The following is a 25,162-nucleotide window of genomic DNA, read 5'->3' as shown; positions in this document are numbered from 1 at the left end:
CCTGATTTCTGCCAAATCGCCATGAGCTTCCATCCGCTTCATCGTCCGCGCCGGATGCGCCGCGACGACTTCTCCCGCCGCCTGATGCGCGAAAACCGCCTGACCACCGACGACCTGATCTACCCGGTGTTCGTCGTCGAAGGCACCCAGCAACGCCAGCCCATCCCGTCGATGCCCGGCGTCGAGCGCGTGTCGGTCGACCTGCTGATGCAGGTCGCCGAGCAGTGCGTCGAACTCGGCGTGCCCGTGCTGTCGCTGTTCCCGGCCATCGAGCCGTCGCTGAAGACGCCCGACGGCCGCGAGGCGGCCAATCCCGAAGGCTTGATTCCGCGCGCCGTGCGCGAGCTGAAGAAGCGCTTCCCCGAGCTCGGCGTGCTGACCGACGTCGCGCTCGATCCGTACACGAGCCACGGCCAGGACGGCGTGCTCGACGAGAACGGCTACGTGATCAACGACGACACGATCGAGATCCTGATCGAACAGGCGCGCGCGCAGGCGGAAGCCGGCGTCGACATCGTCGCGCCGTCGGACATGATGGACGGCCGCATCGGCGCGATCCGCGAGATGCTGGAAAGCGACGGCCATATCCATACGCGGATCATGGCCTATTCGGCGAAGTTCGCATCGGCGTTCTACGGCCCGTTCCGCGACGCGGTCGGTTCGGCATCCAATCTGGGCAAGGGCAACAAGATGACCTACCAGATGGATCCGGCGAACAGCGACGAAGCGCTGCGCGAAGTACGCCTCGACATCGACGAAGGCGCCGACATGGTGATGGTCAAGCCCGGCATGCCGTATCTCGACATCGTGCGCCGCGTGAAGGACGAGTTCCGCTTCCCGACCTACGTGTACCAGGTGAGCGGTGAATACGCGATGCTGAAGGCCGCCGCGATGAACGGCTGGCTCGACCACGACAAGGTCGTGCTCGAATCGCTGCTCGCGTTCAAGCGCGCGGGCGCCGACGGCGTGCTCACGTACTTCGCGCTCGATGCCGCGCGTCTGCTGAAAGCGCAGCGCTGATCGCGCACCGGCGCGCATCAGCAAAAACGGCGGGACACTTCGGTGTCCCGCCGTTTTTTGTTTATCGCCGATCGAAGCTGTCAGCCGGCCCGAATCTGCGATTCGCCGGTTCGCCCCGGCAAGCCATCGTCATACCGTCGGCACGGCCGCCCGATCGAGGCTGCGCAGGAACGTGTCGGCCGCCTGATAGCCGACCACCCGGCCGATCTCGTTGCCGTTGCGATCGAAAAAGATGATGCCCGGCGGCCCGAACAGGTTGAAGCGCTTGAGCAGCGCCTGATCGTCCGGGTTGTTCGCGGTGACGTCCGCGCGCACGAGGTGAAGCCGCGCGAGCCGCGCCTGCACGCGCGCGTCGGTGAACGTCAGATGCTCCATCTCCTTGCAGCTCACGCACCAGTCGGCATAGAAGTCGAGCATCACGGGCCGGCCCGACGTCTTCAGCAACGCGTCGAGCTCGCCGCTGGAGCGCACCGGCGCGAACGCGGAGCCGTCCGCAGCCGCCGCACTGGCCGTCGCCGCACCGCCGGACGCCACCGTACGCGCCGCCAGCACGGCCAGCGGCTTGACGGGATCGGTCGAGCCCGCAGCCAGGCCCACGAGCAGCGTCGCGGCCCAGATCGCGAGCGCGGCGCCCACGCCGCGGCCCAGGCGACGCCAGATCGACGCGGCGCCGGCGTTCGGCGTGAACAGGCCGAGCGCCGCCGCCGCGATCAGCAGCCACAACGCCGCGAGCACCATCTTCAGCCCGCCGGCCAGCACCGGCCACACGATCCACAGCGCGGCCGCGAGCAGCACGATGCCGAAGAACACCTTCACGCCGTCCATCCACGCGCCGGCGCGCGGCAGCACCGTCCCGGCCCCGACGCCGACCACCAGCAGCGGCACGCCGAGGCCGAGCCCCATCGCGAACAGCGCCGCGCCGCCGAGCAACGCGTTGCCGGTATGCGCGATGAACGCGAGCACCGCGAACAGCGGCGCCGTCATGCACGCGCCGACGACCAGCGCCGACAACGCGCCCATCGCCGCGACCGCGACGAAGTGGCCGCCCTGGCGCGCGCTCGATGCCTCGGCCGCGCCGTTCTGCCAGCGCTCCGGCAACGCGATGTCCTTGCCCGAGATCAGCGACACTGCAAACGCGGTCAGCAGCACGCCGAACGCGCCAAGCACCCACGGATTCTGCAGCCACGCGCCGAGGCTCTGGCCAACCAGCGCGGCGGCGATGCCGAGCACCGTGTAGACCAGCGCCATGCCGACCACGTAGGTCAACGACAACGCAAAGCCACGCGCATGCGTCGCGCGCGTGCCCTGGCCGATGATGATCGCGGACACGATCGGAATCATCGGATACGAACACGGCAGCAGGCTCAGCACGACGCCCGCGACGAAGTAGAGCGCGACGATCGTGAAGAAGCCGTGGCCTTCGAGCAGCGACTGCGCGAAATCGGCGCTCGTGACCTTGTCGAACCAGCTACCCGCGGCAGCCGTGTCGCCGGACGACGATGCGGCGCCGAGCGCGGCGCCATCGACCTTCATCACGTGCTCGGCCGGCGGATAGCAGATCCCTTCGTCCGCGCAGCCTTGCGACGTCACCGCGAGCTCGAACGGCCCGGCCGCCTGCTTCACCGGCACGTGAACGACGACTTCGTCGCGATAGGTCTCGACGTCCTTCTGGAACGTCTGGTCGAACTTCACGTGGCCGGCCGGGAACTGCGGCTCGCCGAGCGTCGCCTGGCCACTCTTCACCGCGAACGCGAACCGCTCGCGATACATGTAATAGCCGTTGGCGATCTTGAAGCGGACGTCCACCTGTCCCGGCGATTCGCTCGCGCTGAACTTGAACGCGACCGACGGATCGAGGAAATCGTCGGCCGCGCGCGCGACGGACAGACCGCCCAGCACGAACACGAACGACAACAGGACCGCAAGAAACCGCAGCGCGCGCACGCGCACCGAAAGCGCCATACCGTTAAACATGAAATAGACGTTGAGTTTCGTTGGTCACCCACTGGCCATACGCGGCCGATGCCGTCGTTTGCCACGAGACGATTTCAGGCGTCTCGTAAGGATGATGCGCGACAATAAATCGCTCCAGTTCGAGCGCCCGCATGGGGCTCGTCTTGAACAGCAACTGGATCTCTTCGGCCGTTTCGACCTTGCCCTGCCAGTGATAGCGCGACTTGATCGTGCCGAGCTCCGATACGCATGCGGCCAGCCGCGCGTCGAGCGCGCCGTCGGCAAGCGCCGCAGCCGTCGCCGCATCGGGCACCGTCGTCAGCATCAGCACCACTATCATCCGCGCCCTCCTCGCTGGTCTGCCGGCTCCTGCCGGCGCCGGTCACCCCCGTTCAGGGGCCGCACCGGTTGCCCCGTATCGTAGCGCAGCCCGCGCGACGCTGCCGGCGTCGGCCTGCGACAATCGATCGCAGCCGACATCCCAAAAACAAAAAGGGCCAAGCATTCGCTCGGCCCCTTTCAGATCCTGCTGCGTACCGGAAGCTTACTCTGCTTCTTGCACGTTTTCCGTTTCGTCGACTTCCGGACGGTCGAGCAGTTCGACCAGTGCCATCGGTGCGTTGTCGCCCACGCGGAAGCCGAACTTCAGCACGCGCAGGTAGCCGCCCGGACGGTTCGCGAAACGCGGACCGAGCACGTCGAACAGCTTCGCCACCGAGTCACGATCGCGCAGGCGGTTGAACGCCAGGCGACGGTTTGCCAGCGACGGCTTCTTGCCGAGCGTGATCAGCGGCTCGACGACTTTACGGAGTTCCTTCGCCTTCGGCAGCGTCGTCTTGATGACTTCGTGCTCGATCAGCGAGTTGGACATGTTACGGAGCATAGCCAGACGGTGGCTGCTCGTGCGGTTCAGTTTCCGCAGACCATGACGATGGCGCATTTCAGTTTCCTTGATTCAAAGTTTTGATCCAGCTCTTCTATCGCACCTCGGAGGGTGCACGGGCCGGTAACGAAAAAAAGCAAGATGCGGATTTTAAAGGAAAATCCGCATCTTTGCCAACTACAGCAACAACCGGACTTACTTGTCGAGACCAGCCGGCGGCCAGTTCTCGAGCTTCATGCCCAGCGTGAGACCGCGCGAAGCGAGCACTTCCTTGATCTCGTTGAGCGACTTGCGACCGAGGTTCGGCGTCTTCAGCAGCTCGTTTTCCGTGCGCTGGATCAGATCGCCGATGTAGTAGATGTTCTCGGCCTTCAGGCAGTTCGCCGAACGAACCGTCAACTCGAGATCGTCCACCGGACGCAGCAGGATCGGATCGATCTGCGGTGCACGCGACGGCGCTTCGGCTGCCGTTTCCGTGCCTTCCAGCGCCGCGAACACGGACAGCTGGTCGACCAGGATGCGGGCCGACTGGCGGATCGCTTCTTCCGGCGTGATCACGCCGCTCGTCTCGATGTTCATCACGAGCTTGTCGAGGTCGGTACGCTGCTCGACACGTGCGCTTTCAACCGCGTAGCTCACGCGGCGAACCGGCGAGAACGAGGCGTCGAGGACGATGCGGCCGATGATCTTGGCCGTGTCTTCGCCGTAGCGACGGACGTTGCCGGGCACGTAGCCGCGACCCTTTTCGATCTTGATCTGAACGTCGAGCTTGCCACCCTTCGACAGGTGCGCAATCACGTGATTCGGGTTGATGACTTCGCAATCGTGAGCCAGCTCGATATCGCCGGCCGTCACGACGCCTTCGCCTTCCTTGCGCAGCGTAACCGTCACTTCGTCACGGTTATGCAGCTTGAACACCACGCCCTTCAGGTTCAGCAGCAGGTTGACGACGTCTTCCTGCACGCCATCCAGCGTCGAGTACTCGTGCACCACGCCTGCGATCGTGACTTCGGTCGGCGCGTAGCCTACCATCGACGATAGCAGCACGCGGCGAAGCGCATTGCCCAAGGTGTGGCCGTAACCGCGTTCGAACGGTTCCATGACCACCCTCGCGTGGTTCTCGCCCAGCGATTCCACGGCGATGATCTTGGGTTTCAGCAAACTGGTTTGCATGGGCTTTCCTTTTCAATACCCTCGGCTCGTTACACCGATAAGGCTGACCGGTAACAACCAGAAAATAAACAGCCGAGGCCCCTCCTTGCGCAACGCAATCGGGGTACCTCGGCCGTCAATCGGATTAACGCGAATACAATTCGACGATCAGGCTTTCGTTGATGTCGCCTGCGATTTCAGCGCGTTCCGGCATTTGCTTGAACGTGCCTTCGAACTTCTTCGCATCGACTGCAACCCAGCTCGGCATGCCGCCTTGCTCGGCCAGCGACAGCGCTTCGACGATACGCGCCTGCTTCTTCGCCTTTTCGCGGATCGCGACGACGTCACCCGCCTTCACTTGCTGCGACGGGACGTTCGCGACGACGCCGTTCACGGTGATCGACTTGTGGCTCACCAGCTGACGCGCTTCAGCGCGGGTCGAGCCGAAGCCCATGCGATACACGACGTTGTCGAGGCGCGACTCGAGCAGTTGCAGCAGGTTTTCACCCGTGTTGCCCTTGCGGCGATCGGCTTCGGCGAAGTAACGACGGAACTGACGCTCCAGCACGCCGTAGATACGCTTGACCTTCTGCTTTTCGCGCAGCTGCGTACCGTAGTCGGACGTACGTGCGCCCGAGGTACGGCCGTGCTGACCCGGCTTGCTGTCGAGCTTGCACTTGTCGGCGAGCGAGCGGCGTGCGCTCTTCAGGAACAGGTCGGTGCCTTCACGGCGGGACAGCTTGGCTTTGGGGCCGATATAACGTGCCACTTTGCATTCCTTTATCAATCAGTCACGCGGATCGAAATCCGCGCTAGTCCGCTCCCTTTGGGGCGAACGGTGGGCTTAGTCAATCAAAAAAGCAACGCCCGTCGACGCTGAGCGGCGACAGGCAATGCGCTAGCACGAACGTGCCAGCACATCCTTAGATACGACGACGCTTCGGCGGGCGGCAGCCGTTGTGCGGAATCGGGGTGACATCCGAAATCGCGGTGATCTTGATGCCGAGGCCGTGCAGTGCGCGCACTGCCGACTCGCGACCCGGGCCCGGGCCCTTGATCCGCACTTCCAGATTCTTCACGCCGTATTCCATCGCGACGCGGCCAGCCGACTCGGCTGCGACCTGAGCAGCGAACGGCGTCGATTTGCGCGAGCCCTTGAAGCCCTGACCGCCCGACGTCGCCCATGCCAGAGCGTTGCCTTGGCGATCGGTGATCGTGATGATCGTGTTGTTGAACGACGCGTGAACGTGAACCACGCCTTCAGCGACGTTCTTCTTAACCTTCTTGCGAACGCGTTGCGCCGCGGTGTTCGAAGCCTTAGCCATTACGTTTTCCTGTAACTGTCAGTTCCGCTTACTTCTTCAGCGCTTGCGCTGCACGACGCGGACCCTTGCGGGTACGTGCGTTCGTACGCGTACGCTGACCGCGCATCGGCAGGCCCTTGCGATGACGGACGCCGCGGTAGCAACCGAGGTCCATCAGGCGCTTGATGTTCATCGTCACTTCACGGCGCAGATCGCCTTCGACGACAAACTTGCCTACTTCTTCACGCAGCTTTTCCAGGTCTGCGTCGGTCAGATCCTTGACCTTCTTCGAAAAATCGACGCCAGCTGCCACGCAGATGCTGCGCGAACGGGTGCGGCCGATACCGAAGATAGCCGTCAGGCCGATCTCGGTATGCTGGTGATTCGGGATGTTAACCCCTGCGATACGAGCCATTGTTTTTCCTCAAACAAAAAGCGCAAACAAACGCGCGGTCAGCCTTGGCGCTGCTTGTGGCGCGGATCCGAGCTGCAGATCACGCGAACGACGCCTTTGCGCTTGATGATCTTGCAATTGCGGCAAATGCGCTTAACCGATGCCATCACTTTCATGATAATACCCTTTTTTCAAATCACTTCGCCCGGAACACGATCCGCGCACGAGACAGATCGTAAGGCGTCAATTCAACCGTCACCTTGTCGCCCGGCAGGATGCGGATGTAGTGCATCCGCATCTTCCCGGAAATATGCCCCAACACGACATGGCCGTTTTCCAGCTTCACGCGGAAGGTCGCATTCGGGAGGTTTTCAATCACCTCACCCTGCATCTGGATTACATCGTCTTTGGCCATAGTCCTTTCAACGCATCGGGATGTTGCCGCCCTTGAAGTTAGCCTTCTTGAGCAGTGACTCATACTGTTGCGACATAACGTACGACTGCACCTGCGCCATAAAGTCCATCGTGACGACGACAATGATCAGCAGCGACGTTCCACCAAAATAAAACGGCACGTTCCAGCGCAGCACCAGGAATTCCGGCAGCAGACACACGAAGACGATGTAGATCGCACCGGCCAGCGTCAGACGCGTGAGGATGCGGTCGATATATCGTGCGGTCTGATCGCCCGGACGGATGCCCGGAACAAACGCGCCGCTCTTCTTCAGGTTGTCTGCGGTCTCCCTGCTGTTGAACACCAGTGCGGTGTAGAAGAAGCAGAAAAACACGATTGCCAGCGTGTACAGCAGCACATAGACCGGCTGGCCCGGCTTCAGCGCTTCCGCAACGTTATGCAACGTATTGGAAATCCAGCTTCCTGTCGGCTGACCGGTACTGAACCAGCCGAGAATCGTTGCCGGGAACAGAATGATCGACGATGCAAAGATCGGCGGAATCACGCCCGACATGTTCAGCTTCAGCGGCAGATGCGACGACTGCCCACCGTAGATCTTGTTGCCGACCTGACGCTTTGCGTAGTTCACGAGGATCTTGCGCTGACCGCGTTCGATGAACACGACCAGGTAAGTCACCGCGGCGATCAGAACGACGATGATGATCGCCGAAATGATGCTCATCGAACCCGTACGCACCAGCTCGAACAACCCACCCACGGCATTCGGGAACCCTGCTGCGATCCCGCCGAAGATGATGATCGAGATACCGTTGCCCAGACCACGCTCGGTAATCTGCTCACCGAGCCACATCAGGAACATCGTGCCCGTTACCAGCGTCACGACCGTCGTCAGACGGAACAGCATGCCGGGATCGGTGACGAGGCCCGGCTGGTTTTCCAGCGCAGCCGCGATACCGAATGCCTGGAAGGTCGCGAGCACCACGGTGAAATACCGCGTGTACTGCGTGATCTTCCGTTGCCCTGCCTGCCCTTCCTTCTTCAGCGCCTCGAGCTGCGGCGAAACGATCGCCAGCAACTGCATGATGATCGACGCCGAGATGTACGGCATGATCCCCAGCGCAAAGATCGTGAAGCGGGAAAGCGCGCCACCCGAGAACATGTTGAACATGCCCAGGATGCCGCCCGCCTGGCTCTGGAACAGCTTAGCCAGTTGATCCGGATCGATGCCCGGCACGGGAATGTGCGCGCCGATGCGATAGACGATCAGCGCCAGGAGCAGGAACATCGCTCGCCGGCGCAGATCGCCGAATTTCGCCGTGCTTCGACCGGGTTTTGCAAGACTCGGGCTGTTAGCCAAGTACCTTCTCCGATGAATGCAAGTGACGACGCGCTACGCGTGTCACTCGGCGAACGAACCGCCAGCCGCTTCGATCGCAGCGCGCGCACCCTTGGTGGCACCGAGACCCTTCACGACGATCTTGCGCTTCAGTTCGCCCGTCGCGATGATCTTTGCGCTCTTCGTCAGCTCGCCGACCAGGCCGGCTTGCTTCAGTGCGAGCAGATCGATCTCGTCGACCGGCAGCTTCTCGAGGTCGCCCAGGCGCACTTCACCGACGAATTCCTTCGTCAGCGACGTGAAGCCGCGCTTCGGCAGACGACGTTGCAGCGGCATCTGACCGCCTTCGAAACCGACTTTGTGGAAGCCGCCCGAACGCGATTTCTGACCCTTGTGACCACGGCCAGCCGTCTTGCCGAGGCCCGAACCGATGCCACGACCGACGCGACGCTTGGCGTGCTTGGCGCCAGCTGCCGGCTTCAGGTTATTCAATTCCATATCAACTCCTTGATCCGTAGGGCCGCTTACGCGATGACCTTAACGAGGTACGAGACCTTGTTGATCATGCCGCGGACCGCCGGCGTGTCCTGCAGCTCGCTAACCGAGTTGAGTCGGCGCAGGCCCAGGCCACGCACGGTCGCGCGGTGCGATTCGCGGGTCCCGATCAGGCTCTTGACGAGCTGAACCTTGACAGTTTTTTCAGACATGGTGACCACCCGGGCTTAGCCCAAAATTTCTTCGACGGACTTGCCGCGCTTCGCCGCGATGTCTGCCGGGGTCGACTGCTTGCGCAGGCCGTCCAGCGTGGCGCGAACGAGGTTGTACGGGTTCGTCGAACCGTGGCTCTTCGCCACGACGTTCTGAACGCCCATCACGTCGAACACTGCGCGCATCGGGCCGCCGGCGATCACGCCCGTACCTGCCTTCGCCGGAGCGAGGAGGACAGCGGATGCGCCGTGCTTGCCGTGCACTTCGTGTTGCAGCGTGCCGTTCTTGAGCGGCACCTTGAACATGTTGCGGCGAGCTTGTTCCATTGCCTTCTGGACAGCGACCGGCACTTCCTTCGCCTTGCCCTTGCCCATACCGATGCGGCCATCACCGTCGCCAACCACGGTCAGTGCGGCGAAGCCGAGAATACGGCCACCCTTCACGACCTTGGTCACGCGATTGACCGAAATCATCTTTTCGCGAAGGCCGTCGTCGCGCTCGTCAGCCTGAACTTTCGCTTGCATCTTTGCCATGACGAATTCCTTCCTTAGAACTTGAGCCCAGCTTCGCGAGCTGCCTCAGCCAGCGCCTTGACGCGGCCGTGGTAGCGGAAGCCCGAGCGGTCGAAGGCGACGGATTCGATGCCGGCAGCCTTTGCCTTTTCGGCAATACGCTTGCCGATCAGCGTCGCGGCATTGACGTTGCCGCCCTTGCCCGACTTGTCGGCCAGTTCTGCGCGCACTTCCGCTTCGAGCGTCGACGCGCTGGCCAGCACCTTGGTGCCGCAGGGCGAGAACACTTGAGCGTAGATGTGCGTGTTCGTGCGATGCACGGCGAGACGCGCGACCTGCAGCTCAGCGATCTTGATACGCGTCTGGCGAGCGCGGCGCAGGCGAGATTGAGTCTTATCCATGATTGCGCACCCTTACTTCTTCTTCGTTTCTTTGAGGATCACAACCTCGTCGGCATAACGCACGCCCTTGCCCTTGTACGGCTCCGGCGGACGGTAACCGCGGACTTCCGCAGCCACTTGACCGACTTGTTGCTTGTTGATCCCCTTGATCACGATTTCGGTTTGCGTCGGGGTTTCAGCCTTGACGCCTTCCGGCATCTGGTGCACCACCGGGTGCGAGAAACCCAGCGACAGGTTCAGCTTGTCGCCTTGCGCTTGCGCACGGTAACCGACGCCAACCAGCGTCAGCTTGCGCTCGAAACCCTTGGTCACGCCGTGCACGGCATTCGCGATGATCGCGCGCATCGTGCCCGACAGTGCATTTGCTTCGCGGCTTTCGTCGACCGGCGACAGATTCAGCGTGCCGTCGTTGTTCGCCACGTTCACGAGCGGATTGATCGCTTGCGTGATGGTGCCCAGCGGGCCCTTGACGGTGATTGCACCGTCGGCCAGCTTGACTTCCGCGCCTTGCAGCGCGATCGGGCTCTTACCTACTCGAGACATGTTTCTCTCTCCTCGGCTTTAAGCGACGTAGCAGATGACTTCGCCGCCGACGCCGGTAGCGCGCGCCTTGCGGTCGGTCATCACGCCCTTCGGCGTCGACACGATTGCCACACCGAGGCCATTCATGACCTGCGGAATGTCGTTACGGCCGCGGTACACGCGCAGACCAGGCTTCGACACGCGCTCGAGGCGTTCGATGACCGGGCGACCTGCGTAGTACTTCAGCGCGATATTCAGTTCGGACTTCGCACCTTCCGCCTTCACGGCGAAATCGTCGATATAACCTTCGTCCTTCAGGACTTGCGCGATTGCAACCTTGACCTTCGACGAGGGCATCGCGACCGATACCTTCTCGACCATCTGCGCGTTGCGGATGCGAGTCAGCATATCGGCGATAGGATCACTCATGCTCATTTACGTTTCTCCTATTACCAGCTCGCCTTGGTCAGGCCAGGAATCTCGCCACGGAATGCGATTTCACGAATCTTGTTACGCGCGAGGCCGAATTTACGGAACGTGCCACGCGGACGGCCCGTGATCGCGCAGCGGTTACGCTGGCGGGTCGGGTTTGCGTTGCGGGGCAGTTGCTGCAGCTCCAGGCGTGCTTCGTAGCGCTCTTCTTCCGACTTGCTTTGGTCTTCGACGATCGCCTTCAGCGCTTCGCGCTTTGCTGCGAACTTCGCGACCAGGCGGGCGCGCTTCTTTTCACGTTCGATCAGTGCCAGTTTAGCCACGGTAACCTCAGTTTCTGAACGGGAACTTGAAGCTGGCGAGCAGAGCCTTTGCTTCGTCGTCGGTCTTCGCAGTCGTCGTGATGCTGATGTTCAGCCCACGCAGTGCGTCGATCTTGTCGTAATCGATTTCGGGGAAAATGATCTGCTCTTTCACACCGATGTTGTAGTTGCCACGGCCATCGAAAGCACGACCCGACACGCCGCGGAAGTCACGCACGCGGGGCAGGGCAACCGTCACGAAACGGTCGAGGAATTCGTACATCGCGCGGCCACGCAGCGTCACCATCGCGCCGATCGGGTAACCCTGGCGGATCTTGAAGCCTGCGATTGCCTTGCGGGCCTTCGTGACGACCGGCTTCTGGCCGGCGATCTTCGTGAGGTCGCCAACGGCGTTCTCGATGATCTTCTTGTCAGCGATCGCTTCGCCAAGACCCATGTTCAGCGTGATCTTGGTGATGCGCGGCACTTCCATGACCGACTTGTAACCGAACTTCTCGATCAGGCCGGGCACAACCTTTTCTTTGTAAAACTCTTGAAAACGAGCCATTTTTTACTCCGCTGCGTCAGGCGCTCAGTACGGCACCGGTCGTCTTCAGGAAGCGAACCTTCTTGCCTTCCTCGACCTTGATGCCAACACGCGACGCCTTGCCATTCGCGTCGACCAGTGCGACGTTCGAAATATGCAGGGGCATCGTCTTCGCTTCCACGCCGCCCGTCGTACCCTTCATCGGGTTCGGCTTCACATGCTTCTTGACGAGGTTGATACCTTCAACCGTCACATGTTCAGCACCGACAGCCAGCACGACGCCGCGCTTGCCCTTGTCCTTGCCAGTGACGACGATGATTTCGTCACCTTTGCGAATCTTGTTCATCGCGACTCCTTACAGCACTTCCGGCGCCAGCGAAACGATCTTCATGAATCGTTCGCTACGCAGCTCACGCGTCACCGGCCCGAAGATACGGGTGCCGATCGGCTCGAGCTTGTTATTCAAAAGCACAGCGGCGTTGCCGTCGAACTTGATCAGCGAGCCGTCTTGACGGCGCACGCCCTTGGCGGTGCGGACCACCACGGCGTTGTAAATTTCGCCTTTCTTCACGCGCCCGCGCGGCGTTGCCTCTTTGACGCTCACCTTGATGATGTCGCCAATGCCGGCATAACGACGCTTCGAGCCGCCGAGCACCTTGATGCACAGGACTTCACGTGCACCCGTGTTGTCGGCTACTTCGAGCCGAGATTCGGTCTGGATCATGGTTTGTCTTTCCCAACTTAATCCGGATGCACCACCATGATGCATTCGGTCAGTCTTGGTCCCGTCAGCCAATCGGCTGCTTGGGTTGGAACAGCAGCGACGGCAAACGAAACCCGCCATCGCAATTCGGTGAATCTTTCGGACAGGCAGGCGCCAGTCCGCTTCCCCCACCAACTTCGCCCGCGACGGGGCTCCCATAAAGAGGGAAGACCGGGATTATAACAAATAATCCCGGTCACGCAAGCAAAAACTTTGCGATTTCAAGCACTTCGTGGAGAAGTGCCCGTTACTGCCTACTGCGCTGCCCGCTTAGATGACGCGAGCGGCTTCGACGAGGCGCGACACCGTCCAGGCCTTCGTCTTCGAAACAGGACGCGTTTCCTGAATTTCGACGAGATCGCCTTCGTTGTAGGTGTTCGCTTCATCGTGCGCGTGGTACTTCTTCGAACGCACGACATACTTGCCGTAGATCGGGTGCTTGACGCGGTGCTCGATCAGCACGGTGACGGTCTTGTCCATCTTGTTGCTGACGACCCGACCGACCAGCGTCCGCTTCAGCGAGGTTTTCACGCTATCGTTCATTTCTGGTTCGCCTTCTGAGTCATGACGGTCCGCACACGTGCGATGTCGCGACGAACCTTCTTCAGCTGGCTCGTGTTCGTGAGCTGCTGGGTCGCGAGTTGCATGCGCAGGCCGAATTGCGCCTTCAGCAGGTCCGCCAGCTCCTTGTTGAGCGCGGCCTGGTCTTTCTGGAGAAGTTCGGAAGCCTTCATGTTTTCTCCTTAGGCGCCGAGCTGGCGCACGATGAATGCCGTCTTCAGCGGCAGCTTGGCTGCAGCCAGACGGAACGCTTCGCGTGCCAGTTCTTCGGTTACGCCGTCCATTTCATAGAGCATCTTGCCCGGCTGAATCTCGGCGACGTAGTACTCCGGGTTACCCTTACCGTTACCCATACGCACTTCGGCCGGCTTCTGCGAAATCGGCTTGTCCGGGAAGATCCGGATCCAGATACGGCCGCCACGCTTGATGTGACGCGTCATTGCACGACGCGCCGCTTCAATCTGACGTGCGGTCAAACGACCGCGACCGATCGCCTTCAGGCCGAATTCACCGAACGACACTGCGTTGCCGCGCGTCGCCTTGCCGGTGTTACGACCCTTCTGCTCTTTACGATACTTTCTGCGTTTCGGTTGCAGCATCGTTATTCTCCAGTCTTGCCGTCTTCGGGCTTGCCGGCGCCACGGCGCGGTGCGCCACGACGAGCACCCGGAGCGCCGCCTTCGCCGTCACGGCGCGGACGACGGTCGCCCGGACGCGCATTGCGACGCGGACGCTTGTCTTCGGCTACTTCTTCCACCACCGGTGCGTCGTTGCGGCCGAGCGTATCGCCCTTGTAGACCCACACCTTGACGCCGATGATCCCGTAAGTCGTCTTCGCTTCCGAAGTCGCGTAGTCGATATCAGCACGCAGCGTGTGAAGCGGCACGCGACCTTCGCGATACCACTCCGTACGAGCGATTTCGATACCGTTCAGACGGCCTGCGCTCATGATCTTGATGCCTTGGGCACCCAGACGCATCGCGTTCTGCATCGCACGCTTCATCGCGCGACGGAACATGATCCGGCGCTCGAGCTGTTGCGTGATCGAGTCAGCGATCAGCTGAGCATCGGTTTCCGGCTTGCGGATTTCTTCGATGTTGACGTGAACCGGCACGCCCATGCGGCGTTGCAGTTCCGTCTTCAGCTGTTCGATATCCTCGCCCTTCTTGCCGATGACCACGCCCGGACGCGAGCTGTAAATCGTGATGCGCGCGTTCTTCGCCGGACGCTCGATGACGACCCGACCGACCGAAGCGTTCTTCAGCTTCTTCTTCAGGTATTCACGAACACCGATGTCTTCCTGCAGCATCGCCGCGAAATTGTTGTTGTTCGCGTACCAACGCGAAGCCCAATTGCGGCTGACAGCCAGGCGGAAGCCAGTCGGATGAATTTTCTGTCCCATCGTATGGCTCCTTAATTCCCGACCGTCACAGTGATGTGACAGGATTGCTTCTCGATGCGGTTACCGCGGCCCTTTGCGCGCGCGGTGAAACGCTTGAGCGATGCAGCCTTGTCGACGTAGATGCTCTTGATCTTGAGCTCGTCGATATCAGCGCCTTCGTTGTGCTCCGCATTCGCGATTGCCGACAGCACAACCTTCTTCACGATGCCAGCCGCCTTCTTCGGCGAGAACGTCAGAACGTTCAGCGCCTTGTCGACCGGCAAACCGCGGATCTGGTCAGCCACAAGGCGCGTTTTTTGCGCCGAGATGCGGGCACCGCGATGAATTGCTTTCACTTCCATCTTGATTGCCCCTTATTTCTTGGCCTTCTTGTCGGCTGCGTGACCCTTGAACGTACGGGTCAGTGCGAACTCGCCAAGCTTGTGGCCGACCATGTTTTCCGAGATGTACACCGGAACGTGTTGACGGCCGTTGTGAACAGCGATCGTCAGGCCGATGAAATCCGGCAGAATCGTCGAGCGACGCGACCAGGTCTTGATCGGCTTTTTGTCGCGCGAAGCTGCAGCCGCCTCAACTTTCTTCAGCAAATGGGCGTCGCAGAACGGACCTTTTTTAACAGAACGTGCCATTGCCTACTCCTTAACGCTTGTGACGGCGCTGGACGATCATCGTCGTCGTGCGCTTGTTGCTGCGGGTGCGGTAACCCTTAGCCGGCGTACCCCACGGGCTCACCGGGTCGCGACCTGCAGCCGTCTTGCCCTCACCACCACCGTGCGGGTGATCAACCGGGTTCATCGCAACGCCACGCACCGTCGGGCGGATACCGCGCCAGCGGTTCGCGCCAGCCTTGCCGATCTGGCGCAGGCTGTGCTCTTCGTTGCCGACTTCACCGATCGTTGCACGGCACTCGATGTGCACGCGGCGGATTTCGCCCGAACGCAGACGAACCTGCGCGTAGACGCCTTCGCGCGCCAGCAGCATGGCCGACGTGCCAGCCGAACGCGCCATTTGCGCGCCCTTGCCCGGCAGCATCTCGATGCAGTGGATCGTCGTACCGACCGGAATGTTGCGGATCGGCAGCGTGTTGCCTGCACGGATCGGCGCTTCCGAACCCGACATCAGCTGTTGGCCGACGGTCAGGCCCTTCGGGGCGATGATGTAGCGACGTTCGCCGTCTGCGTAGAGCACCAGCGCGATGTTCGCGCTGCGGTTCGGGTCGTACTCGAGACGTTCGACCTTTGCCGGGATGCCGTCCTTCGTGCGACGGAAATCGACGATACGGTAGTGTTGCTTGTGACCACCACCCTTGTGACGCGTGGTGATACGACCGTTGTTGTTACGGCCGGCGGTCGAGCTCTGCGAGTCGAGCAGTGCCGCGAACGGCTTGCCCTGGTGCAGGTTCTTGTTGACCACCTTGACCATCGCGCGGCGACCCGGCGATGTCGGCTTAACTTTAACGATTGCCATGATTACTTGGCCTCCGCTTCAAAGTTGATTTCCTGGCCGGGCTTCAGGCAGACGTACGCCTTCTTCACGTCCTTGCGGCGGCCCATCGAACGGCCAAAGCGCTTTTGCTTGCCCTTCTGAACCAGCACGTTGACGGAATCAACTTCAACCTTGAACAGCAGCTCGACAGCCGCCTTCACTTCCTGCTTCGTGGCATCCGGTGCGACTTCGAACACGACTTGCTCGTTCCTGTCGGCAACCAGCGTCGCCTTTTCCGAGATCACCGGTGCGAGCAGGACCTGCATCAAACGATGATCGTTCTTGCGAATCTCGCTCATGACAGCAACTCCTCGATCTGGGCGACCGCAGCCTTCGTGACCAGCACTTTCTTGAAGTAGATCAGCGACAGCGGGTCAGCGTAGCGCGGCTCGACAATCGCCACGTGCGGCAGGTTGCGCGAAGCCAGGTACAGGTTCTCGTCGACCGTGTCGGTGATGATCAGCACGGAGTCGAGACCCATGGTCTTGAATTTGTCGGCCAGCAGCTTGGTCTTCGGCGCTTCGAGGATGATGTCCTCGACGACCGACAGACGGCCTTCACGGGCCAGCTGCGAGAAGATCGAGCAGAGACCTGCGCGATGCATCTTCTTGTTGACCTTGTGCGAGAAGTTTTCTTCCGGCGAATTCGGGAAGATACGACCACCGCCACGCCACAGCGGGCTCGACGACATACCGGCACGAGCGCGGCCCGTACCCTTCTGGCGCCACGGCTTCTTGGTCGTGTGCTTGACTTGCTCACGGTCCTTCTGTGCGCGGTTACCCTGGCGAGCATTCGCCTGGTAAGCGACGACGACCTGGTGGATCAGCGCTTCGTTGTAGTCACGACCGAACACGACGTCCGATGCGTTGACCACTGCACCTTCCTGACCATTTTCGTTCAGGAGCTTGAGTTCCATTATTTCGCCCCCTTGGTCTTGACGGCCGGCGTCACGAAGACCTTGCCGCCCTTCGCGCCCGGAATCGCACCCTTCACGAGCAGCAGCTTGCGCTCTGCGTCGATACGAGCGATTTCGAGGTTCTGCACCGTCACCGTCACGTCACCCATGTGACCCGTCATGCGTTTACCCGGGAAAACACGACCCGGATCCTGCGCCATACCGATCGAGCCCGGCACGTTGTGCGAGCGCGAGTTACCGTGCGTGGCACGGCCGGAGGAGAAGTTGTAACGCTTGATCGTACCGGCGTAGCCCTTACCGATCGACACGCCTTGCACGTCGACCTTCTGGCCCACTTCGAAAAGATCTGCACCAACCACGGCGCCATTCGACAGCTCGGCTGCCTTGGCCGCGTCAATGCGGAATTCCTTGAGGATTTCACCGGCTTCGACACCGGCTTTGGCGAGATGACCTGCCAGCGGCTTCGTCACGCGCGATGCGCGGCGGGAGCCGAATGCAACCTGCACGGCCGTGTAGCCGTCGGTTTCAACAGTCTTGATCTGCGTCACGCGGTTGTCCGACACGTCCAGCACGGTGACGGGAATCGAATCCCCTTCCGCCGTGAAGATACGGGTCATGCCAACCTTGCGACCTACGAGTCCAAGGCTCATCATTTTCTCCATTCCCGACTGCGATTGGTCGGGGCTGATTTACAAAATGCCGGGCACGCAAGGCCCAACTTTTTTACGCGAATACGCGAAAAGCCAAGCAGTATAGCCCGACTTCTCGATTTCCGCAAGCAATACAAAGACTTAGCGCCATCCGGCACGCCGGTCGGCGCCGAAAGCCTTACTGCAGCTTGATTTCCACGTCGACGCCAGCCGGCAGGTCGAGCTTCATCAGCGCGTCGACGGTCTTGTCCGTCGGGTCGACGATGTCCATCAGGCGCTGGTGGGTACGGATTTCGAGCTGATCGCGCGACGTCTTGTTGACGTGCGGCGAACGCAGGATGTCAAAACGCTGGATGCGCGTCGGCAGCGGCACCGGGCCACGGACGATTGCGCCAGTCCGCTTCGCGGTATCGACGATTTCGGCAGCCGATTGATCGATCAGACGATAGTCGAAAGCCTTCAGGCGAATGCGGATTTTCTGTTGCTGCATGACAATTCCTTGAAAAGAGCGAGGCGATATTGCATCGCCGGACACTAAAAGAACGTGAAACATGACACCAGCGGGGAGCGAAGCATCAGGTTCCGGACGGTACTTCCACTGCTAAGCCCGCGATTCTACACGAAATTCTGGAGCAGTGTGGCGTGTTTCTCGGCCCGCGCAACGCGCGGCCGCAAAAACAAAACCGGGCGCCAGCACAAGCTGGGCACCCGGTTTCGGCGGTACAACGGCGTACCGCGGGAATCGCGGACCCCACCGGGATCCGCGGATCGTCGATATTACTCGATGATCTTGGCGACGACGCCGGCGCCGACCGTACGGCCGCCTTCGCGGATCGCGAAGCGCAGACCTTCTTCCATCGCGATCGGAGCGATCAGCTTCACCGTGATCGACACGTTGTCGCCCGGCATCACCATTTCCTTGTCCTTCGGCAGCTCGATCGAGCCCGTCACGTCCGTCGTACGGAAGTAGAACTGCGGACGGTAGTTGTTGAAGAACGGCGTGTGACGGCCGCCTTCGTCCTTGCTCAGCACGTACACTTCAGCCGTGAAGTGCGTGTGCGGCGTGATCGAACCCGGCTTCGCCAGAACCTGGCCACGCTCCACGTCTTCACGCTTCGTGCCGCGCAGCAGGATACCCACGTTGTCGCCTGCCTGACCTTGATCCAGCAGCTTGCGGAACATTTCAACGCCCGTGCAGGTCGTCTTCACCGTCGGCTTGATACCGACGATTTCGATTTCCTCGCCGACCTTCACGATGCCGCGCTCGACACGACCCGTCACCACCGTACCACGGCCCGAGATCGAGAACACGTCTTCCACCGGCATCAGGAACGCGCCGTCAACTGCACGCTCCGGCGTCGGGATGTACGTGTCCAGCGCGTCGGCCAGGCTCATGATCGCCACTTCGCCCAGCTCGCCCGTGTCGCCTTCCAGCGCCAGCTTCGCCGAACCCTTCACGATCGGCGTGTCGTCGCCCGGGAAGTCGTACTTCGACAGCAGTTCGCGAACTTCCATCTCGACCAGCTCGAGCAGTTCAGCGTCGTCCACCATGTCGCACTTGTTCAGGAACACGATGATGTACGGAACGCCAACCTGACGCGCCAGCAGGATGTGCTCACGCGTTTGCGGCATCGGGCCGTCTGCTGCCGAGCAAACCAGGATCGCGCCGTCCATCTGCGCCGCGCCCGTGATCATGTTCTTCACATAGTCAGCGTGGCCCGGGCAGTCGACGTGTGCGTAGTGGCGGTTAGCCGTTTCGTACTCGACGTGTGCCGTGTTGATCGTGATGCCGCGCGCCTTTTCTTCCGGTGCCGCGTCGATCTGGTCGTACGCCTTCGCTTCGCCGCCGAACTTCTTCGTCAGAACCGTCGTGATCGCTGCCGTCAGCGTCGTCTTGCCGTGGTCAACGTGACCAATCGTACCAACGTTCACGTGCGGCTTGGTCCGCTCAAACTTTTCTTTTGCCATGATTCTCTTCTTTCAAAAAATAATCAGTTGGTAGCTACAGATTTACTTCGACTTCGCGCTGATGATCGCTTCGGCAACGTTGCGCGGAGCTTCAGCGTAGTGCTTGAACTCCATCGTGTACGTTGCACGACCTTGCGTCAGCGAGCGCAGCGACGTCGAGTAGCCGAACATTTCCGACAGCGGCACTTCGGCGCGAACGATCTTGCCGCCGCCAACCATGTCTTCCATGCCCTGGACGATACCGCGACGGCCCGACAGGTCGCCCATCACGTTGCCCATGTAGTCTTCCGGCGTCTCGACTTCGACAGCCATCATCGGCTCGAGGACGACCGGATTCGCCTTGCGCATCGCTTCCTTGAACGCCATCGAACCGGCCATGCGGAACGCGTTTTCGTTCGAGTCAACGTCGTGGTACGAACCGAACGTCAGGTGAACCTTCACGTCGACGACCGGGAAGCCAGCCAGCACGCCCGACTTCAGCGTGTCCTGGATACCCTTGTCGACCGCCGGGATGTATTCACGCGGAATCACACCACCCTTGATCTCGTCGAAGAACTCGTAGCCCTTGCCTTGTTCGTTCGGCTCGAGCGTGATGACCGCGTGACCGTACTGGCCGCGACCACCCGACTGCTTGACGAACTTGCCGTCGACATCCTTCGCCGTCGAACGGATCGTTTCGCGGTACGCAACCTGCGGCTTGCCGACGGTCGCTTCCACGCCGAATTCACGCTTCATCCGGTCGACCAGAATTTCGAGGTGGAGCTCGCCCATGCCCGAAATGATGGTCTGGCCCGACTCTTCGTCGGTCTGCACGCGGAACGACGGGTCTTCCTGAGCCAGACGGTTCAGGGCGAGGCCCATCTTTTCCTGGTCAGCCTTGGTCTTCGGCTCGACCGCCTGCGAAATCACCGGCTCCGGGAACACCATGCGTTCGAGAACGATCGGGTTCGCCGGGTCGCACAGCGTGTCGCCCGTGGTTGCTTCCTTCAGGCCGACCGCAGCAGCGATGTCGCCTGCGCGGACTTCCTTGATTTCTTCACGCTGGTTCGCGTGCATCTGCAGAATACGACCGAGGCGTTCCTTCTTGCCCTTGGTCGAGTTCAGCAGCGTGTCGCCCGAGTTGACGACGCCCGAGTACACACGGAAGAAGATCAGCTGGCCGACGAACGGGTCGGTCATGATCTTGAACGCGAGCGACGAGAACTTCTCTTCGTCCGATGCCTTGCGCTCTGCTTCTTCACCGTTTTCGAGTTCGCCCTTGACCGGCGGGATGTCGACCGGCGACGGCAGGAAGTCGATCACGGCGTCAAGCATACGCTGCACGCCCTTGTTCTTGAACGCGGTACCGCACAGCATCGGCTGGATTTCGCACGCGATCGTACGATCACGCAGCGCCTTGACGATGTCGGCTTCCGGCAGATCGCCTTCTTCCAGGTACTTGTTCATCAGGTCTTCGCTGGCTTCGGCAGCCACTTCGACCATCTTTTCGCGCCATTCCTTGCAGGTCTCCGCGAGCTCGGCCGGGATGTCGACGTAGTCGAACTTCGTGCCTTGCGACGCTTCGTCCCAAATGATCGCCTTCATCTTGATCAGGTCGACGACGCCCTTGAAGTTCTCTTCCGCGCCGATCGGCACCACGACCGGAACCGGGTTCGCCTTCAGGCGCAGACGGAGCTGGTCGTAGACCTTGAAGAAGTTCGCGCCGGTACGGTCCATCTTGTTGACGAACGCGAGACGCGGCACCTTGTACTTGTTCGCCTGACGCCACACCGTTTCCGACTGCGGCTGCACGCCGCCCACTGCGCAGTACACCATGCACGCGCCGTCGAGCACGCGCATCGAACGCTCCACTTCGATCGTGAAGTCGACGTGGCCCGGGGTGTCGATGATGTTGATGCGGTGTTCCGGATAGTTGCCGCCCATGCCCTTCCAGAAGGCCGTGGTAGCAGCGGACGTGATCGTGATGCCACGTTCCTGTTCCTGCTCCATCCAGTCCATCGTGGCTGCGCCGTCGTGGACTTCACCGATCTTGTGGTTCACACCGGTGTAAAACAGAATGCGCTCGGTCGTCGTCGTTTTGCCGGCGTCGATGTGAGCGCTAATACCGATATTGCGGTAGCGCTCGATAGGAGTCTTGCGAGCCACTTTGATCCTCTACTGGGATGACGTGACGCAGCCCTGCTGCATCACGCCTCAACACAAACGGGCGAGGCGCCTGAAAAGCGCACCCGCCCGGAATTTATTTCCGCAAACAGCCCAGCCAGGCGCTTAGAAACGGAAATGCGAGAACGCGCGGTTGGCTTCTGCCATGCGGTGAACTTCGTCGCGCTTCTTCATCGCGCCGCCACGGCCTTCGGCCGCTTCGGAGAGTTCACCTGCCAGGCGCAGGGCCATCGACTTCTCGCTACGCTTCTTCGCAGCCTCACGCAGCCAGCGCATCGCCAATGCCATACGACGCGACGGGCGCACTTCGACCGGAACTTGATAGTTGGCACCACCAACGCGACGGCTCTTCACTTCGACCACCGGCTTCACGTTGTTGAGCGCAACCGTGAACACTTCCAGCGGGTCCTTGCCACCCTTGGTCTGGATTTGTTCGAATGCGCCATAAACGATGCGCTCTGCGACCGACTTCTTGCCGGACAGCATCAGCATGTTCATGAACTTGGCAACATCAACGTTGCCGAACTTCGGATCCGGCAACACTTCCCGCTTGGGGACTTCGCGACGACGCGGCATGATTCTTCCTTTACTTGTTCAGTTGGAGCTGGATTCAGCTCCGCGGCCACCAACAAACCCGATCACATCTTCACGACTAACCAGCTTGGCCGGGTGACCACTTACTCGACAGCACCGGCAATCCGGCACTCCCGCCTTGACCGCCCTGCGGCGATCCCTGATCAAAAACTGCTTACTTGGCAGCCTTTGCACGCTTCGCGCCGTACTTCGAGCGCGCTTGCTTACGGTCCTTGACGCCCTGGGTATCCAGCGAGCCGCGAACCATGTGGTAACGCACACCCGGCAAGTCCTTCACACGGCCGCCGCGGATCAGCACAACCGAGTGTTCCTGCAGGTTGTGGCCTTCACCGCCGATGTACGAAATCACTTCGAAGCCGTTCGTCAGACGAACCTTGGCGACCTTACGGAGTGCCGAGTTCGGCTTCTTCGGCGTCGTCGTGTACACACGGGTGCACACGCCGCGACGCTGGGGGCAGTCCTGCAGGGCCGGGCTCTTGCTCTTCGTCGTTTCCGACTGACGGCCTTTGCGAACCAGTTGGTTGATGGTTGGCATTGTTTATTCCTGAAATTGAACAAAATCTGCACGCCGATTTCGGGCAAAGCGAGAATCGACGCACAGTTGACTTCCGAACCGGCGAATCGGGCGCGAACTATTGAACGCGACTCGGCCCACCGAATACCGGAACCCAGCATGATATTCCGGAAATGCCAACTAAGTCAACGGCTTGCGTGATCTGCCGGCCGATCGCGCGGTTTACGTGAGGGGTCGGAACGCTGTGTCAGGCCGATTCGACGACGTCGATGATCTCGTCGCCGAAGCGCTCGAGCTTGCGCACGCCCATGCCGGGAATGTGGCGCAGGTCGTCGATCGTCTCCGGCGCGTTGCGTGCGATTTCGGCGAGCGTCGCGTCGTGGAAGATCACGTAGGCCGGCACGCCGTCCGTCTTCGCGGTTTCCGCGCGCCATGCGCGCAGCGCGTCCCACCGCGCACGCTCGCGGGCGCCCATGCCGGCCGTCGGGTCGACGCGCGTGCCGCTGCGGCTCGACGACTGGCGGGTGCGCTGCGGCTTCACGTAGCGGCGCAGCGTGACTTTTTCCTCGTTCTTCAGCACGGGCTTCGCGGCCTCGGTCAGCATCAGCGCGCCGAAGCCGCCATGGTCGACCGCCAGGTAGCCGTACGCGACGAGCTGCCGGAAAATCGCGCGCCACTCGGGTTCGGACAGCGCCGCGCCGATGCCGAACGTGCTGAGCTGGTCGTGGCCGCGCTGCAACACCTTTTCGGTACGCCCGCCGCGCAGGATCTCGATCAGGTGGCTCGAACCGAAATTGAAGCCGCTCGCGCGCTGCGCGCGGAACACGCACGACAGCGCCATCTGCGCCTCGCGCGTCGCATCCCACGACGCGGGCGGCTCGAGGCACGTGTCGCAGTTGCCGCACGGCTGGCTCGCCTCGCCGAAGTAGTTCAGCAGCCGCACGCGGCGGCACGAGATCGTCTCGCACAACCCGAGCAGCGCATCGAGCTTCGACGTCTGCACGCGCTTGTGCGCGTCGTCCGCATCGGACTCGTCGATCATCTTGCGTTGCTGGACGACGTCGCCCAGCCCATACGCCATCCACGCGTTCGCGGGCATCCCGTCGCGGCCGGCGCGGCCGGTTTCCTGGTAATAGCCTTCGACGCTCTTCGGCAAATCGAGGTGCGCGACGAAGCGCACGTCGGGCTTGTCGATGCCCATGCCGAACGCGATCGTCGCGCACATCACGATGCCTTCCTCGCGCTGGAACATTTCCTGGTGCTTCTGCCGCACCTCGAATTCCATCCCCGCGTGATACGGCAGCGCGCGCACGCCCTGCGCCTTCAGCCATTCAGCCGTTTCCTCGACCTTGCGGCGCGACAGGCAATAGACGACACCCGCATCGGTCGTGCCGTCGGCATTCGTGTGCTCGGCGCGGATGAAGTCGAGCAGCTGCGCGCGCGCGTTGTCCTTTTCGACGATCCGGTAACGGATGTTCGGACGGTCGAAGCTCGACACGAACACGCGCGCGTCGTCGAGCGCGAGACGATGGATGATCTCGTCGCGCGTGATCGCATCGGCCGTGGCGGTCAGCGCGATGCGCGGCACGGACGGGAAGCGCTCGTGCAGCACCGACAGCTGGATGTATTCCGGGCGGAAATCGTGCCCCCATTGCGACACGCAGTGCGCTTCGTCGATTGCGAACAGGCCGATCTTCGCGCGCTCGAGCAGCTCGAGGAAGCGCCCCGTCATCAAGCGCTCCGGCGCGACGTACAGCAGGTCGATTTCGCCTTCGCGCAGCGCGCGCTCGGTGGCCGCGGCCTCGGCGCCCGACAGCGTCGAATTCAGGTAGGCCGCGCGCACGCCGACTTCGCTCAACGCGGCGACCTGGTCCTGCATCAGCGCGATCAGCGGCGACACGACGATGCCGGCGCCCTGCCCGGCCTCGCGGCGCAGCAGCGCGGGAATCTGGTAGCACAGCGACTTGCCGCCGCCGGTCGGCATCAGCACGAGGCAATCGCCGCCGCCGGCGACGTGCTCGACGATCTCGCCCTGCTGGCCGCGAAACGCGGAATAACCAAAGACTTCGTCGAGTATTTCGAGGGCGCGGGACATGAATGAGAACTGGGACGGCTAAGCGATGACCGCAATTTTAACAACCCGCTCGCGCGACGCGTGGCGAATCGCGCGATGTTGGCCGTTCGGTCAGGGTTCGTTCGCGTGCATCACGGGCCTGCCGCGGCCGGATCGGACGCGATCGCCGGGCATGTGCCGCGGCGCTGCGC

37 protein-coding genes are annotated in these 25,162 nt (G+C 61.6%); 1 reads left to right on the top strand and 36 read right to left on the bottom strand.

Annotation, left to right across the window (positions count from 1 at the left end; translation table 11 throughout):
• Nucleotides 1-21: 21 nt before the first annotated feature.
• Entirely contained in the window at nt 22-1,020 is a 999-nt protein-coding gene (gene hemB / locus KU887_RS01810; protein ID WP_006482872.1) for a porphobilinogen synthase, read from the top strand.
• A 129-nt stretch (nt 1,021-1,149) separates the two neighbouring features.
• Here hemB and dsbD read toward each other — a convergent pair whose 3' ends face one another.
• The 36 genes from dsbD to recQ all read right to left on the bottom strand — a co-directional run bounded on the left by dsbD (nt 1,150) and on the right by recQ (nt 24,992).
• Nucleotides 1,150-2,994 carry a protein-disulfide reductase DsbD gene (gene dsbD / locus KU887_RS01805; protein ID WP_258253834.1) on the bottom strand — a complete coding sequence of 615 codons (1,845 nt, stop codon included), beginning with the start codon at nt 2,992-2,994 and terminating at the stop codon, nt 1,150-1,152.
• Entirely contained in the window at nt 2,987-3,313 is a 327-nt protein-coding gene (gene cutA, locus KU887_RS01800) for a divalent-cation tolerance protein CutA (RefSeq protein WP_034201091.1), read from the bottom strand. Before cutA ends, dsbD begins: the two co-directional genes overlap by 8 nt.
• A gap of 204 nt (nt 3,314-3,517) precedes the next feature.
• Complete coding sequence (gene rplQ / locus KU887_RS01795) at nt 3,518-3,913, bottom strand: 50S ribosomal protein L17 (RefSeq protein ID WP_006477175.1); 396 nt, start codon at nt 3,911-3,913, stop codon at nt 3,518-3,520.
• 138 nt (nt 3,914-4,051) lie between these two features.
• On the bottom strand, nt 4,052-5,029 hold the full coding sequence (locus tag KU887_RS01790) for a DNA-directed RNA polymerase subunit alpha (protein WP_006477176.1): 978 nt from the start codon (nt 5,027-5,029) through the stop codon (nt 4,052-4,054).
• A 124-nt stretch (nt 5,030-5,153) separates the two neighbouring features.
• Nucleotides 5,154-5,777 (bottom strand): 30S ribosomal protein S4, encoded by a 624-nt coding sequence (gene rpsD / locus KU887_RS01785; protein ID WP_006477177.1) that lies wholly within the window; start codon nt 5,775-5,777, stop codon nt 5,154-5,156.
• 154 nt (nt 5,778-5,931) lie between these two features.
• On the bottom strand, nt 5,932-6,333 hold the full coding sequence (gene rpsK / locus KU887_RS01780) for a 30S ribosomal protein S11 (RefSeq protein WP_004197937.1): 402 nt from the start codon (nt 6,331-6,333) through the stop codon (nt 5,932-5,934).
• Nucleotides 6,334-6,361: 28 nt separating this feature from the next.
• On the bottom strand, nt 6,362-6,727 hold the full coding sequence (gene rpsM / locus KU887_RS01775) for a 30S ribosomal protein S13 (protein WP_006400641.1): 366 nt from the start codon (nt 6,725-6,727) through the stop codon (nt 6,362-6,364).
• Nucleotides 6,728-6,765: 38 nt separating this feature from the next.
• Entirely contained in the window at nt 6,766-6,882 is a 117-nt protein-coding gene (gene rpmJ / locus KU887_RS01770) for a 50S ribosomal protein L36 (protein ID WP_004199844.1), read from the bottom strand.
• 20 nt (nt 6,883-6,902) lie between these two features.
• Nucleotides 6,903-7,121, bottom strand: a complete 219-nt coding sequence (infA, locus tag KU887_RS01765) for a translation initiation factor IF-1 (RefSeq protein WP_004521905.1) — start codon at nt 7,119-7,121, stop codon at nt 6,903-6,905.
• A gap of 7 nt (nt 7,122-7,128) precedes the next feature.
• Nucleotides 7,129-8,478: a preprotein translocase subunit SecY gene (secY, locus tag KU887_RS01760; protein ID WP_006482915.1), complete on the bottom strand. Its 1,350-nt coding sequence runs from the start codon at nt 8,476-8,478 to the stop codon at nt 7,129-7,131.
• 42 nt (nt 8,479-8,520) lie between these two features.
• The gene (rplO, locus tag KU887_RS01755) at nt 8,521-8,955 is read right to left on the bottom strand and encodes a 50S ribosomal protein L15 (protein ID WP_006482880.1); all 435 of its coding nucleotides are present in this window, start codon (nt 8,953-8,955) and stop codon (nt 8,521-8,523) included.
• 26 nt (nt 8,956-8,981) lie between these two features.
• On the bottom strand, nt 8,982-9,164 hold the full coding sequence (gene rpmD, locus KU887_RS01750; protein WP_006400644.1) for a 50S ribosomal protein L30: 183 nt from the start codon (nt 9,162-9,164) through the stop codon (nt 8,982-8,984).
• A gap of 15 nt (nt 9,165-9,179) precedes the next feature.
• Nucleotides 9,180-9,698 (bottom strand): 30S ribosomal protein S5, encoded by a 519-nt coding sequence (gene rpsE / locus KU887_RS01745; RefSeq protein ID WP_006482895.1) that lies wholly within the window; start codon nt 9,696-9,698, stop codon nt 9,180-9,182.
• A 14-nt stretch (nt 9,699-9,712) separates the two neighbouring features.
• Nucleotides 9,713-10,078, bottom strand: coding sequence for a 50S ribosomal protein L18 (gene rplR, locus KU887_RS01740; protein WP_006477183.1), 366 nt, complete (start codon nt 10,076-10,078; stop codon nt 9,713-9,715).
• Nucleotides 10,079-10,090: 12 nt separating this feature from the next.
• On the bottom strand, nt 10,091-10,621 hold the full coding sequence (rplF, locus tag KU887_RS01735; RefSeq protein WP_006477184.1) for a 50S ribosomal protein L6: 531 nt from the start codon (nt 10,619-10,621) through the stop codon (nt 10,091-10,093).
• Nucleotides 10,622-10,639: 18 nt separating this feature from the next.
• Nucleotides 10,640-11,035 (bottom strand): 30S ribosomal protein S8, encoded by a 396-nt coding sequence (gene rpsH, locus KU887_RS01730; protein ID WP_006477185.1) that lies wholly within the window; start codon nt 11,033-11,035, stop codon nt 10,640-10,642.
• A 14-nt stretch (nt 11,036-11,049) separates the two neighbouring features.
• Complete coding sequence (gene rpsN, locus KU887_RS01725; RefSeq protein ID WP_006482884.1) at nt 11,050-11,355, bottom strand: 30S ribosomal protein S14; 306 nt, start codon at nt 11,353-11,355, stop codon at nt 11,050-11,052.
• A gap of 7 nt (nt 11,356-11,362) precedes the next feature.
• Complete coding sequence (rplE, locus tag KU887_RS01720; RefSeq protein WP_006482882.1) at nt 11,363-11,902, bottom strand: 50S ribosomal protein L5; 540 nt, start codon at nt 11,900-11,902, stop codon at nt 11,363-11,365.
• 16 nt (nt 11,903-11,918) lie between these two features.
• Entirely contained in the window at nt 11,919-12,227 is a 309-nt protein-coding gene (gene rplX, locus KU887_RS01715; RefSeq protein WP_175222801.1) for a 50S ribosomal protein L24, read from the bottom strand.
• Between the two features lie 9 nt (nt 12,228-12,236).
• On the bottom strand, nt 12,237-12,605 hold the full coding sequence (gene rplN, locus KU887_RS01710; RefSeq protein WP_006482918.1) for a 50S ribosomal protein L14: 369 nt from the start codon (nt 12,603-12,605) through the stop codon (nt 12,237-12,239).
• 309 nt (nt 12,606-12,914) lie between these two features.
• The gene (gene rpsQ / locus KU887_RS01705; protein ID WP_006477189.1) at nt 12,915-13,187 is read right to left on the bottom strand and encodes a 30S ribosomal protein S17; all 273 of its coding nucleotides are present in this window, start codon (nt 13,185-13,187) and stop codon (nt 12,915-12,917) included.
• The gene (gene rpmC / locus KU887_RS01700; protein ID WP_006400652.1) at nt 13,184-13,378 is read right to left on the bottom strand and encodes a 50S ribosomal protein L29; all 195 of its coding nucleotides are present in this window, start codon (nt 13,376-13,378) and stop codon (nt 13,184-13,186) included. Before rpmC ends, rpsQ begins: the two co-directional genes overlap by 4 nt.
• Nucleotides 13,379-13,387: 9 nt before the next feature.
• A complete protein-coding gene (rplP, locus tag KU887_RS01695) occupies nt 13,388-13,804 on the bottom strand; it encodes a 50S ribosomal protein L16 (RefSeq protein WP_006482873.1) in 417 nt (138 codons plus the stop codon).
• Nucleotides 13,805-13,806: 2 nt separating this feature from the next.
• Nucleotides 13,807-14,607, bottom strand: coding sequence for a 30S ribosomal protein S3 (gene rpsC / locus KU887_RS01690; RefSeq protein ID WP_006482899.1), 801 nt, complete (start codon nt 14,605-14,607; stop codon nt 13,807-13,809).
• 11 nt (nt 14,608-14,618) lie between these two features.
• Entirely contained in the window at nt 14,619-14,948 is a 330-nt protein-coding gene (gene rplV, locus KU887_RS01685) for a 50S ribosomal protein L22 (protein ID WP_004199272.1), read from the bottom strand.
• A 12-nt stretch (nt 14,949-14,960) separates the two neighbouring features.
• The gene (gene rpsS, locus KU887_RS01680; RefSeq protein WP_004199273.1) at nt 14,961-15,236 is read right to left on the bottom strand and encodes a 30S ribosomal protein S19; all 276 of its coding nucleotides are present in this window, start codon (nt 15,234-15,236) and stop codon (nt 14,961-14,963) included.
• 10 nt (nt 15,237-15,246) lie between these two features.
• On the bottom strand, nt 15,247-16,074 hold the full coding sequence (gene rplB, locus KU887_RS01675; RefSeq protein ID WP_006482900.1) for a 50S ribosomal protein L2: 828 nt from the start codon (nt 16,072-16,074) through the stop codon (nt 15,247-15,249).
• A 2-nt stretch (nt 16,075-16,076) separates the two neighbouring features.
• On the bottom strand, nt 16,077-16,391 hold the full coding sequence (gene rplW, locus KU887_RS01670; RefSeq protein ID WP_258253570.1) for a 50S ribosomal protein L23: 315 nt from the start codon (nt 16,389-16,391) through the stop codon (nt 16,077-16,079).
• Nucleotides 16,388-17,008, bottom strand: coding sequence for a 50S ribosomal protein L4 (gene rplD, locus KU887_RS01665; RefSeq protein WP_006477192.1), 621 nt, complete (start codon nt 17,006-17,008; stop codon nt 16,388-16,390). Before rplD ends, rplW begins: the two co-directional genes overlap by 4 nt.
• Complete coding sequence (gene rplC, locus KU887_RS01660) at nt 17,008-17,658, bottom strand: 50S ribosomal protein L3 (RefSeq protein WP_006482922.1); 651 nt, start codon at nt 17,656-17,658, stop codon at nt 17,008-17,010. The genes rplD and rplC overlap by 1 nt, the downstream gene beginning before the upstream one ends.
• A gap of 178 nt (nt 17,659-17,836) precedes the next feature.
• A complete protein-coding gene (rpsJ, locus tag KU887_RS01655; RefSeq protein WP_004199280.1) occupies nt 17,837-18,148 on the bottom strand; it encodes a 30S ribosomal protein S10 in 312 nt (103 codons plus the stop codon).
• Between the two features lie 287 nt (nt 18,149-18,435).
• Nucleotides 18,436-19,626: an elongation factor Tu gene (gene tuf / locus KU887_RS01650; RefSeq protein WP_006482910.1), complete on the bottom strand. Its 1,191-nt coding sequence runs from the start codon at nt 19,624-19,626 to the stop codon at nt 18,436-18,438.
• Nucleotides 19,627-19,668: 42 nt separating this feature from the next.
• Nucleotides 19,669-21,771, bottom strand: a complete 2,103-nt coding sequence (gene fusA / locus KU887_RS01645; protein ID WP_006482929.1) for an elongation factor G — start codon at nt 21,769-21,771, stop codon at nt 19,669-19,671.
• Nucleotides 21,772-21,894: 123 nt separating this feature from the next.
• Nucleotides 21,895-22,365 carry a 30S ribosomal protein S7 gene (rpsG, locus tag KU887_RS01640; protein WP_006477195.1) on the bottom strand — a complete coding sequence of 157 codons (471 nt, stop codon included), beginning with the start codon at nt 22,363-22,365 and terminating at the stop codon, nt 21,895-21,897.
• A gap of 172 nt (nt 22,366-22,537) precedes the next feature.
• Complete coding sequence (gene rpsL / locus KU887_RS01635; protein WP_006400662.1) at nt 22,538-22,918, bottom strand: 30S ribosomal protein S12; 381 nt, start codon at nt 22,916-22,918, stop codon at nt 22,538-22,540.
• 226 nt (nt 22,919-23,144) lie between these two features.
• Nucleotides 23,145-24,992 carry a DNA helicase RecQ gene (gene recQ / locus KU887_RS01630; protein ID WP_006493356.1) on the bottom strand — a complete coding sequence of 616 codons (1,848 nt, stop codon included), beginning with the start codon at nt 24,990-24,992 and terminating at the stop codon, nt 23,145-23,147.
• Between the last annotated feature and the right edge of the window lie 170 nt (nt 24,993-25,162).

The organism is Burkholderia sp. EMB26 (assembly GCF_024730645.1).
In the GTDB taxonomy this organism is placed as follows: domain Bacteria; phylum Pseudomonadota; class Gammaproteobacteria; order Burkholderiales; family Burkholderiaceae; genus Burkholderia; species Burkholderia cenocepacia.
This window is presented reverse-complemented; position numbering and strand designations above follow the sequence as displayed.

What these genes read in the sequence shown, in the direction of transcription:
- hemB (WP_006482872.1), top strand. Translation starts at nt 22, where the DNA reads ATGAGCTTCCATCCGCTTCATCGTCCGCGCCGGATGCGCCGCGACGAC.
- dsbD (WP_258253834.1), bottom strand. Translation starts at nt 2,994, where the DNA reads ATGTTTAACGGTATGGCGCTTTCGGTGCGCGTGCGCGCGCTGCGGTTT.
- cutA (WP_034201091.1), bottom strand. Translation starts at nt 3,313, where the DNA reads ATGATAGTGGTGCTGATGCTGACGACGGTGCCCGATGCGGCGACGGCT.
- rplQ (WP_006477175.1), bottom strand. Translation starts at nt 3,913, where the DNA reads ATGCGCCATCGTCATGGTCTGCGGAAACTGAACCGCACGAGCAGCCAC.
- KU887_RS01790 (WP_006477176.1), bottom strand. Translation starts at nt 5,029, where the DNA reads ATGCAAACCAGTTTGCTGAAACCCAAGATCATCGCCGTGGAATCGCTG.
- rpsK (WP_004197937.1), bottom strand. Translation starts at nt 6,333, where the DNA reads ATGGCTAAGGCTTCGAACACCGCGGCGCAACGCGTTCGCAAGAAGGTT.
- rpsM (WP_006400641.1), bottom strand. Translation starts at nt 6,727, where the DNA reads ATGGCTCGTATCGCAGGGGTTAACATCCCGAATCACCAGCATACCGAG.
- rpmJ (WP_004199844.1), bottom strand. Translation starts at nt 6,882, where the DNA reads ATGAAAGTGATGGCATCGGTTAAGCGCATTTGCCGCAATTGCAAGATC.
- infA (WP_004521905.1), bottom strand. Translation starts at nt 7,121, where the DNA reads ATGGCCAAAGACGATGTAATCCAGATGCAGGGTGAGGTGATTGAAAAC.
- rplO (WP_006482880.1), bottom strand. Translation starts at nt 8,955, where the DNA reads ATGGAATTGAATAACCTGAAGCCGGCAGCTGGCGCCAAGCACGCCAAG.
- rpmD (WP_006400644.1), bottom strand. Translation starts at nt 9,164, where the DNA reads ATGTCTGAAAAAACTGTCAAGGTTCAGCTCGTCAAGAGCCTGATCGGG.
- rpsE (WP_006482895.1), bottom strand. Translation starts at nt 9,698, where the DNA reads ATGGCAAAGATGCAAGCGAAAGTTCAGGCTGACGAGCGCGACGACGGC.
- rplR (WP_006477183.1), bottom strand. Translation starts at nt 10,078, where the DNA reads ATGGATAAGACTCAATCTCGCCTGCGCCGCGCTCGCCAGACGCGTATC.
- rplF (WP_006477184.1), bottom strand. Translation starts at nt 10,621, where the DNA reads ATGTCTCGAGTAGGTAAGAGCCCGATCGCGCTGCAAGGCGCGGAAGTC.
- rpsH (WP_006477185.1), bottom strand. Translation starts at nt 11,035, where the DNA reads ATGAGCATGAGTGATCCTATCGCCGATATGCTGACTCGCATCCGCAAC.
- rplE (WP_006482882.1), bottom strand. Translation starts at nt 11,902, where the DNA reads ATGGCTCGTTTTCAAGAGTTTTACAAAGAAAAGGTTGTGCCCGGCCTG.
- rplX (WP_175222801.1), bottom strand. Translation starts at nt 12,227, where the DNA reads ATGAACAAGATTCGCAAAGGTGACGAAATCATCGTCGTCACTGGCAAG.
- rplN (WP_006482918.1), bottom strand. Translation starts at nt 12,605, where the DNA reads ATGATCCAGACCGAATCTCGGCTCGAAGTAGCCGACAACACGGGTGCA.
- rpsQ (WP_006477189.1), bottom strand. Translation starts at nt 13,187, where the DNA reads ATGAACGATAGCGTGAAAACCTCGCTGAAGCGGACGCTGGTCGGTCGG.
- rpmC (WP_006400652.1), bottom strand. Translation starts at nt 13,378, where the DNA reads ATGAAGGCTTCCGAACTTCTCCAGAAAGACCAGGCCGCGCTCAACAAG.
- rplP (WP_006482873.1), bottom strand. Translation starts at nt 13,804, where the DNA reads ATGCTGCAACCGAAACGCAGAAAGTATCGTAAAGAGCAGAAGGGTCGT.
- rpsC (WP_006482899.1), bottom strand. Translation starts at nt 14,607, where the DNA reads ATGGGACAGAAAATTCATCCGACTGGCTTCCGCCTGGCTGTCAGCCGC.
- rplV (WP_004199272.1), bottom strand. Translation starts at nt 14,948, where the DNA reads ATGGAAGTGAAAGCAATTCATCGCGGTGCCCGCATCTCGGCGCAAAAA.
- rpsS (WP_004199273.1), bottom strand. Translation starts at nt 15,236, where the DNA reads ATGGCACGTTCTGTTAAAAAAGGTCCGTTCTGCGACGCCCATTTGCTG.
- rplB (WP_006482900.1), bottom strand. Translation starts at nt 16,074, where the DNA reads ATGGCAATCGTTAAAGTTAAGCCGACATCGCCGGGTCGCCGCGCGATG.
- rplW (WP_258253570.1), bottom strand. Translation starts at nt 16,391, where the DNA reads ATGAGCGAGATTCGCAAGAACGATCATCGTTTGATGCAGGTCCTGCTC.
- rplD (WP_006477192.1), bottom strand. Translation starts at nt 17,008, where the DNA reads ATGGAACTCAAGCTCCTGAACGAAAATGGTCAGGAAGGTGCAGTGGTC.
- rplC (WP_006482922.1), bottom strand. Translation starts at nt 17,658, where the DNA reads ATGAGCCTTGGACTCGTAGGTCGCAAGGTTGGCATGACCCGTATCTTC.
- rpsJ (WP_004199280.1), bottom strand. Translation starts at nt 18,148, where the DNA reads ATGCAGCAACAGAAAATCCGCATTCGCCTGAAGGCTTTCGACTATCGT.
- tuf (WP_006482910.1), bottom strand. Translation starts at nt 19,626, where the DNA reads ATGGCAAAAGAAAAGTTTGAGCGGACCAAGCCGCACGTGAACGTTGGT.
- rpsG (WP_006477195.1), bottom strand. Translation starts at nt 22,365, where the DNA reads ATGCCGCGTCGTCGCGAAGTCCCCAAGCGGGAAGTGTTGCCGGATCCG.
- rpsL (WP_006400662.1), bottom strand. Translation starts at nt 22,918, where the DNA reads ATGCCAACCATCAACCAACTGGTTCGCAAAGGCCGTCAGTCGGAAACG.
- recQ (WP_006493356.1), bottom strand. Translation starts at nt 24,992, where the DNA reads ATGTCCCGCGCCCTCGAAATACTCGACGAAGTCTTTGGTTATTCCGCG.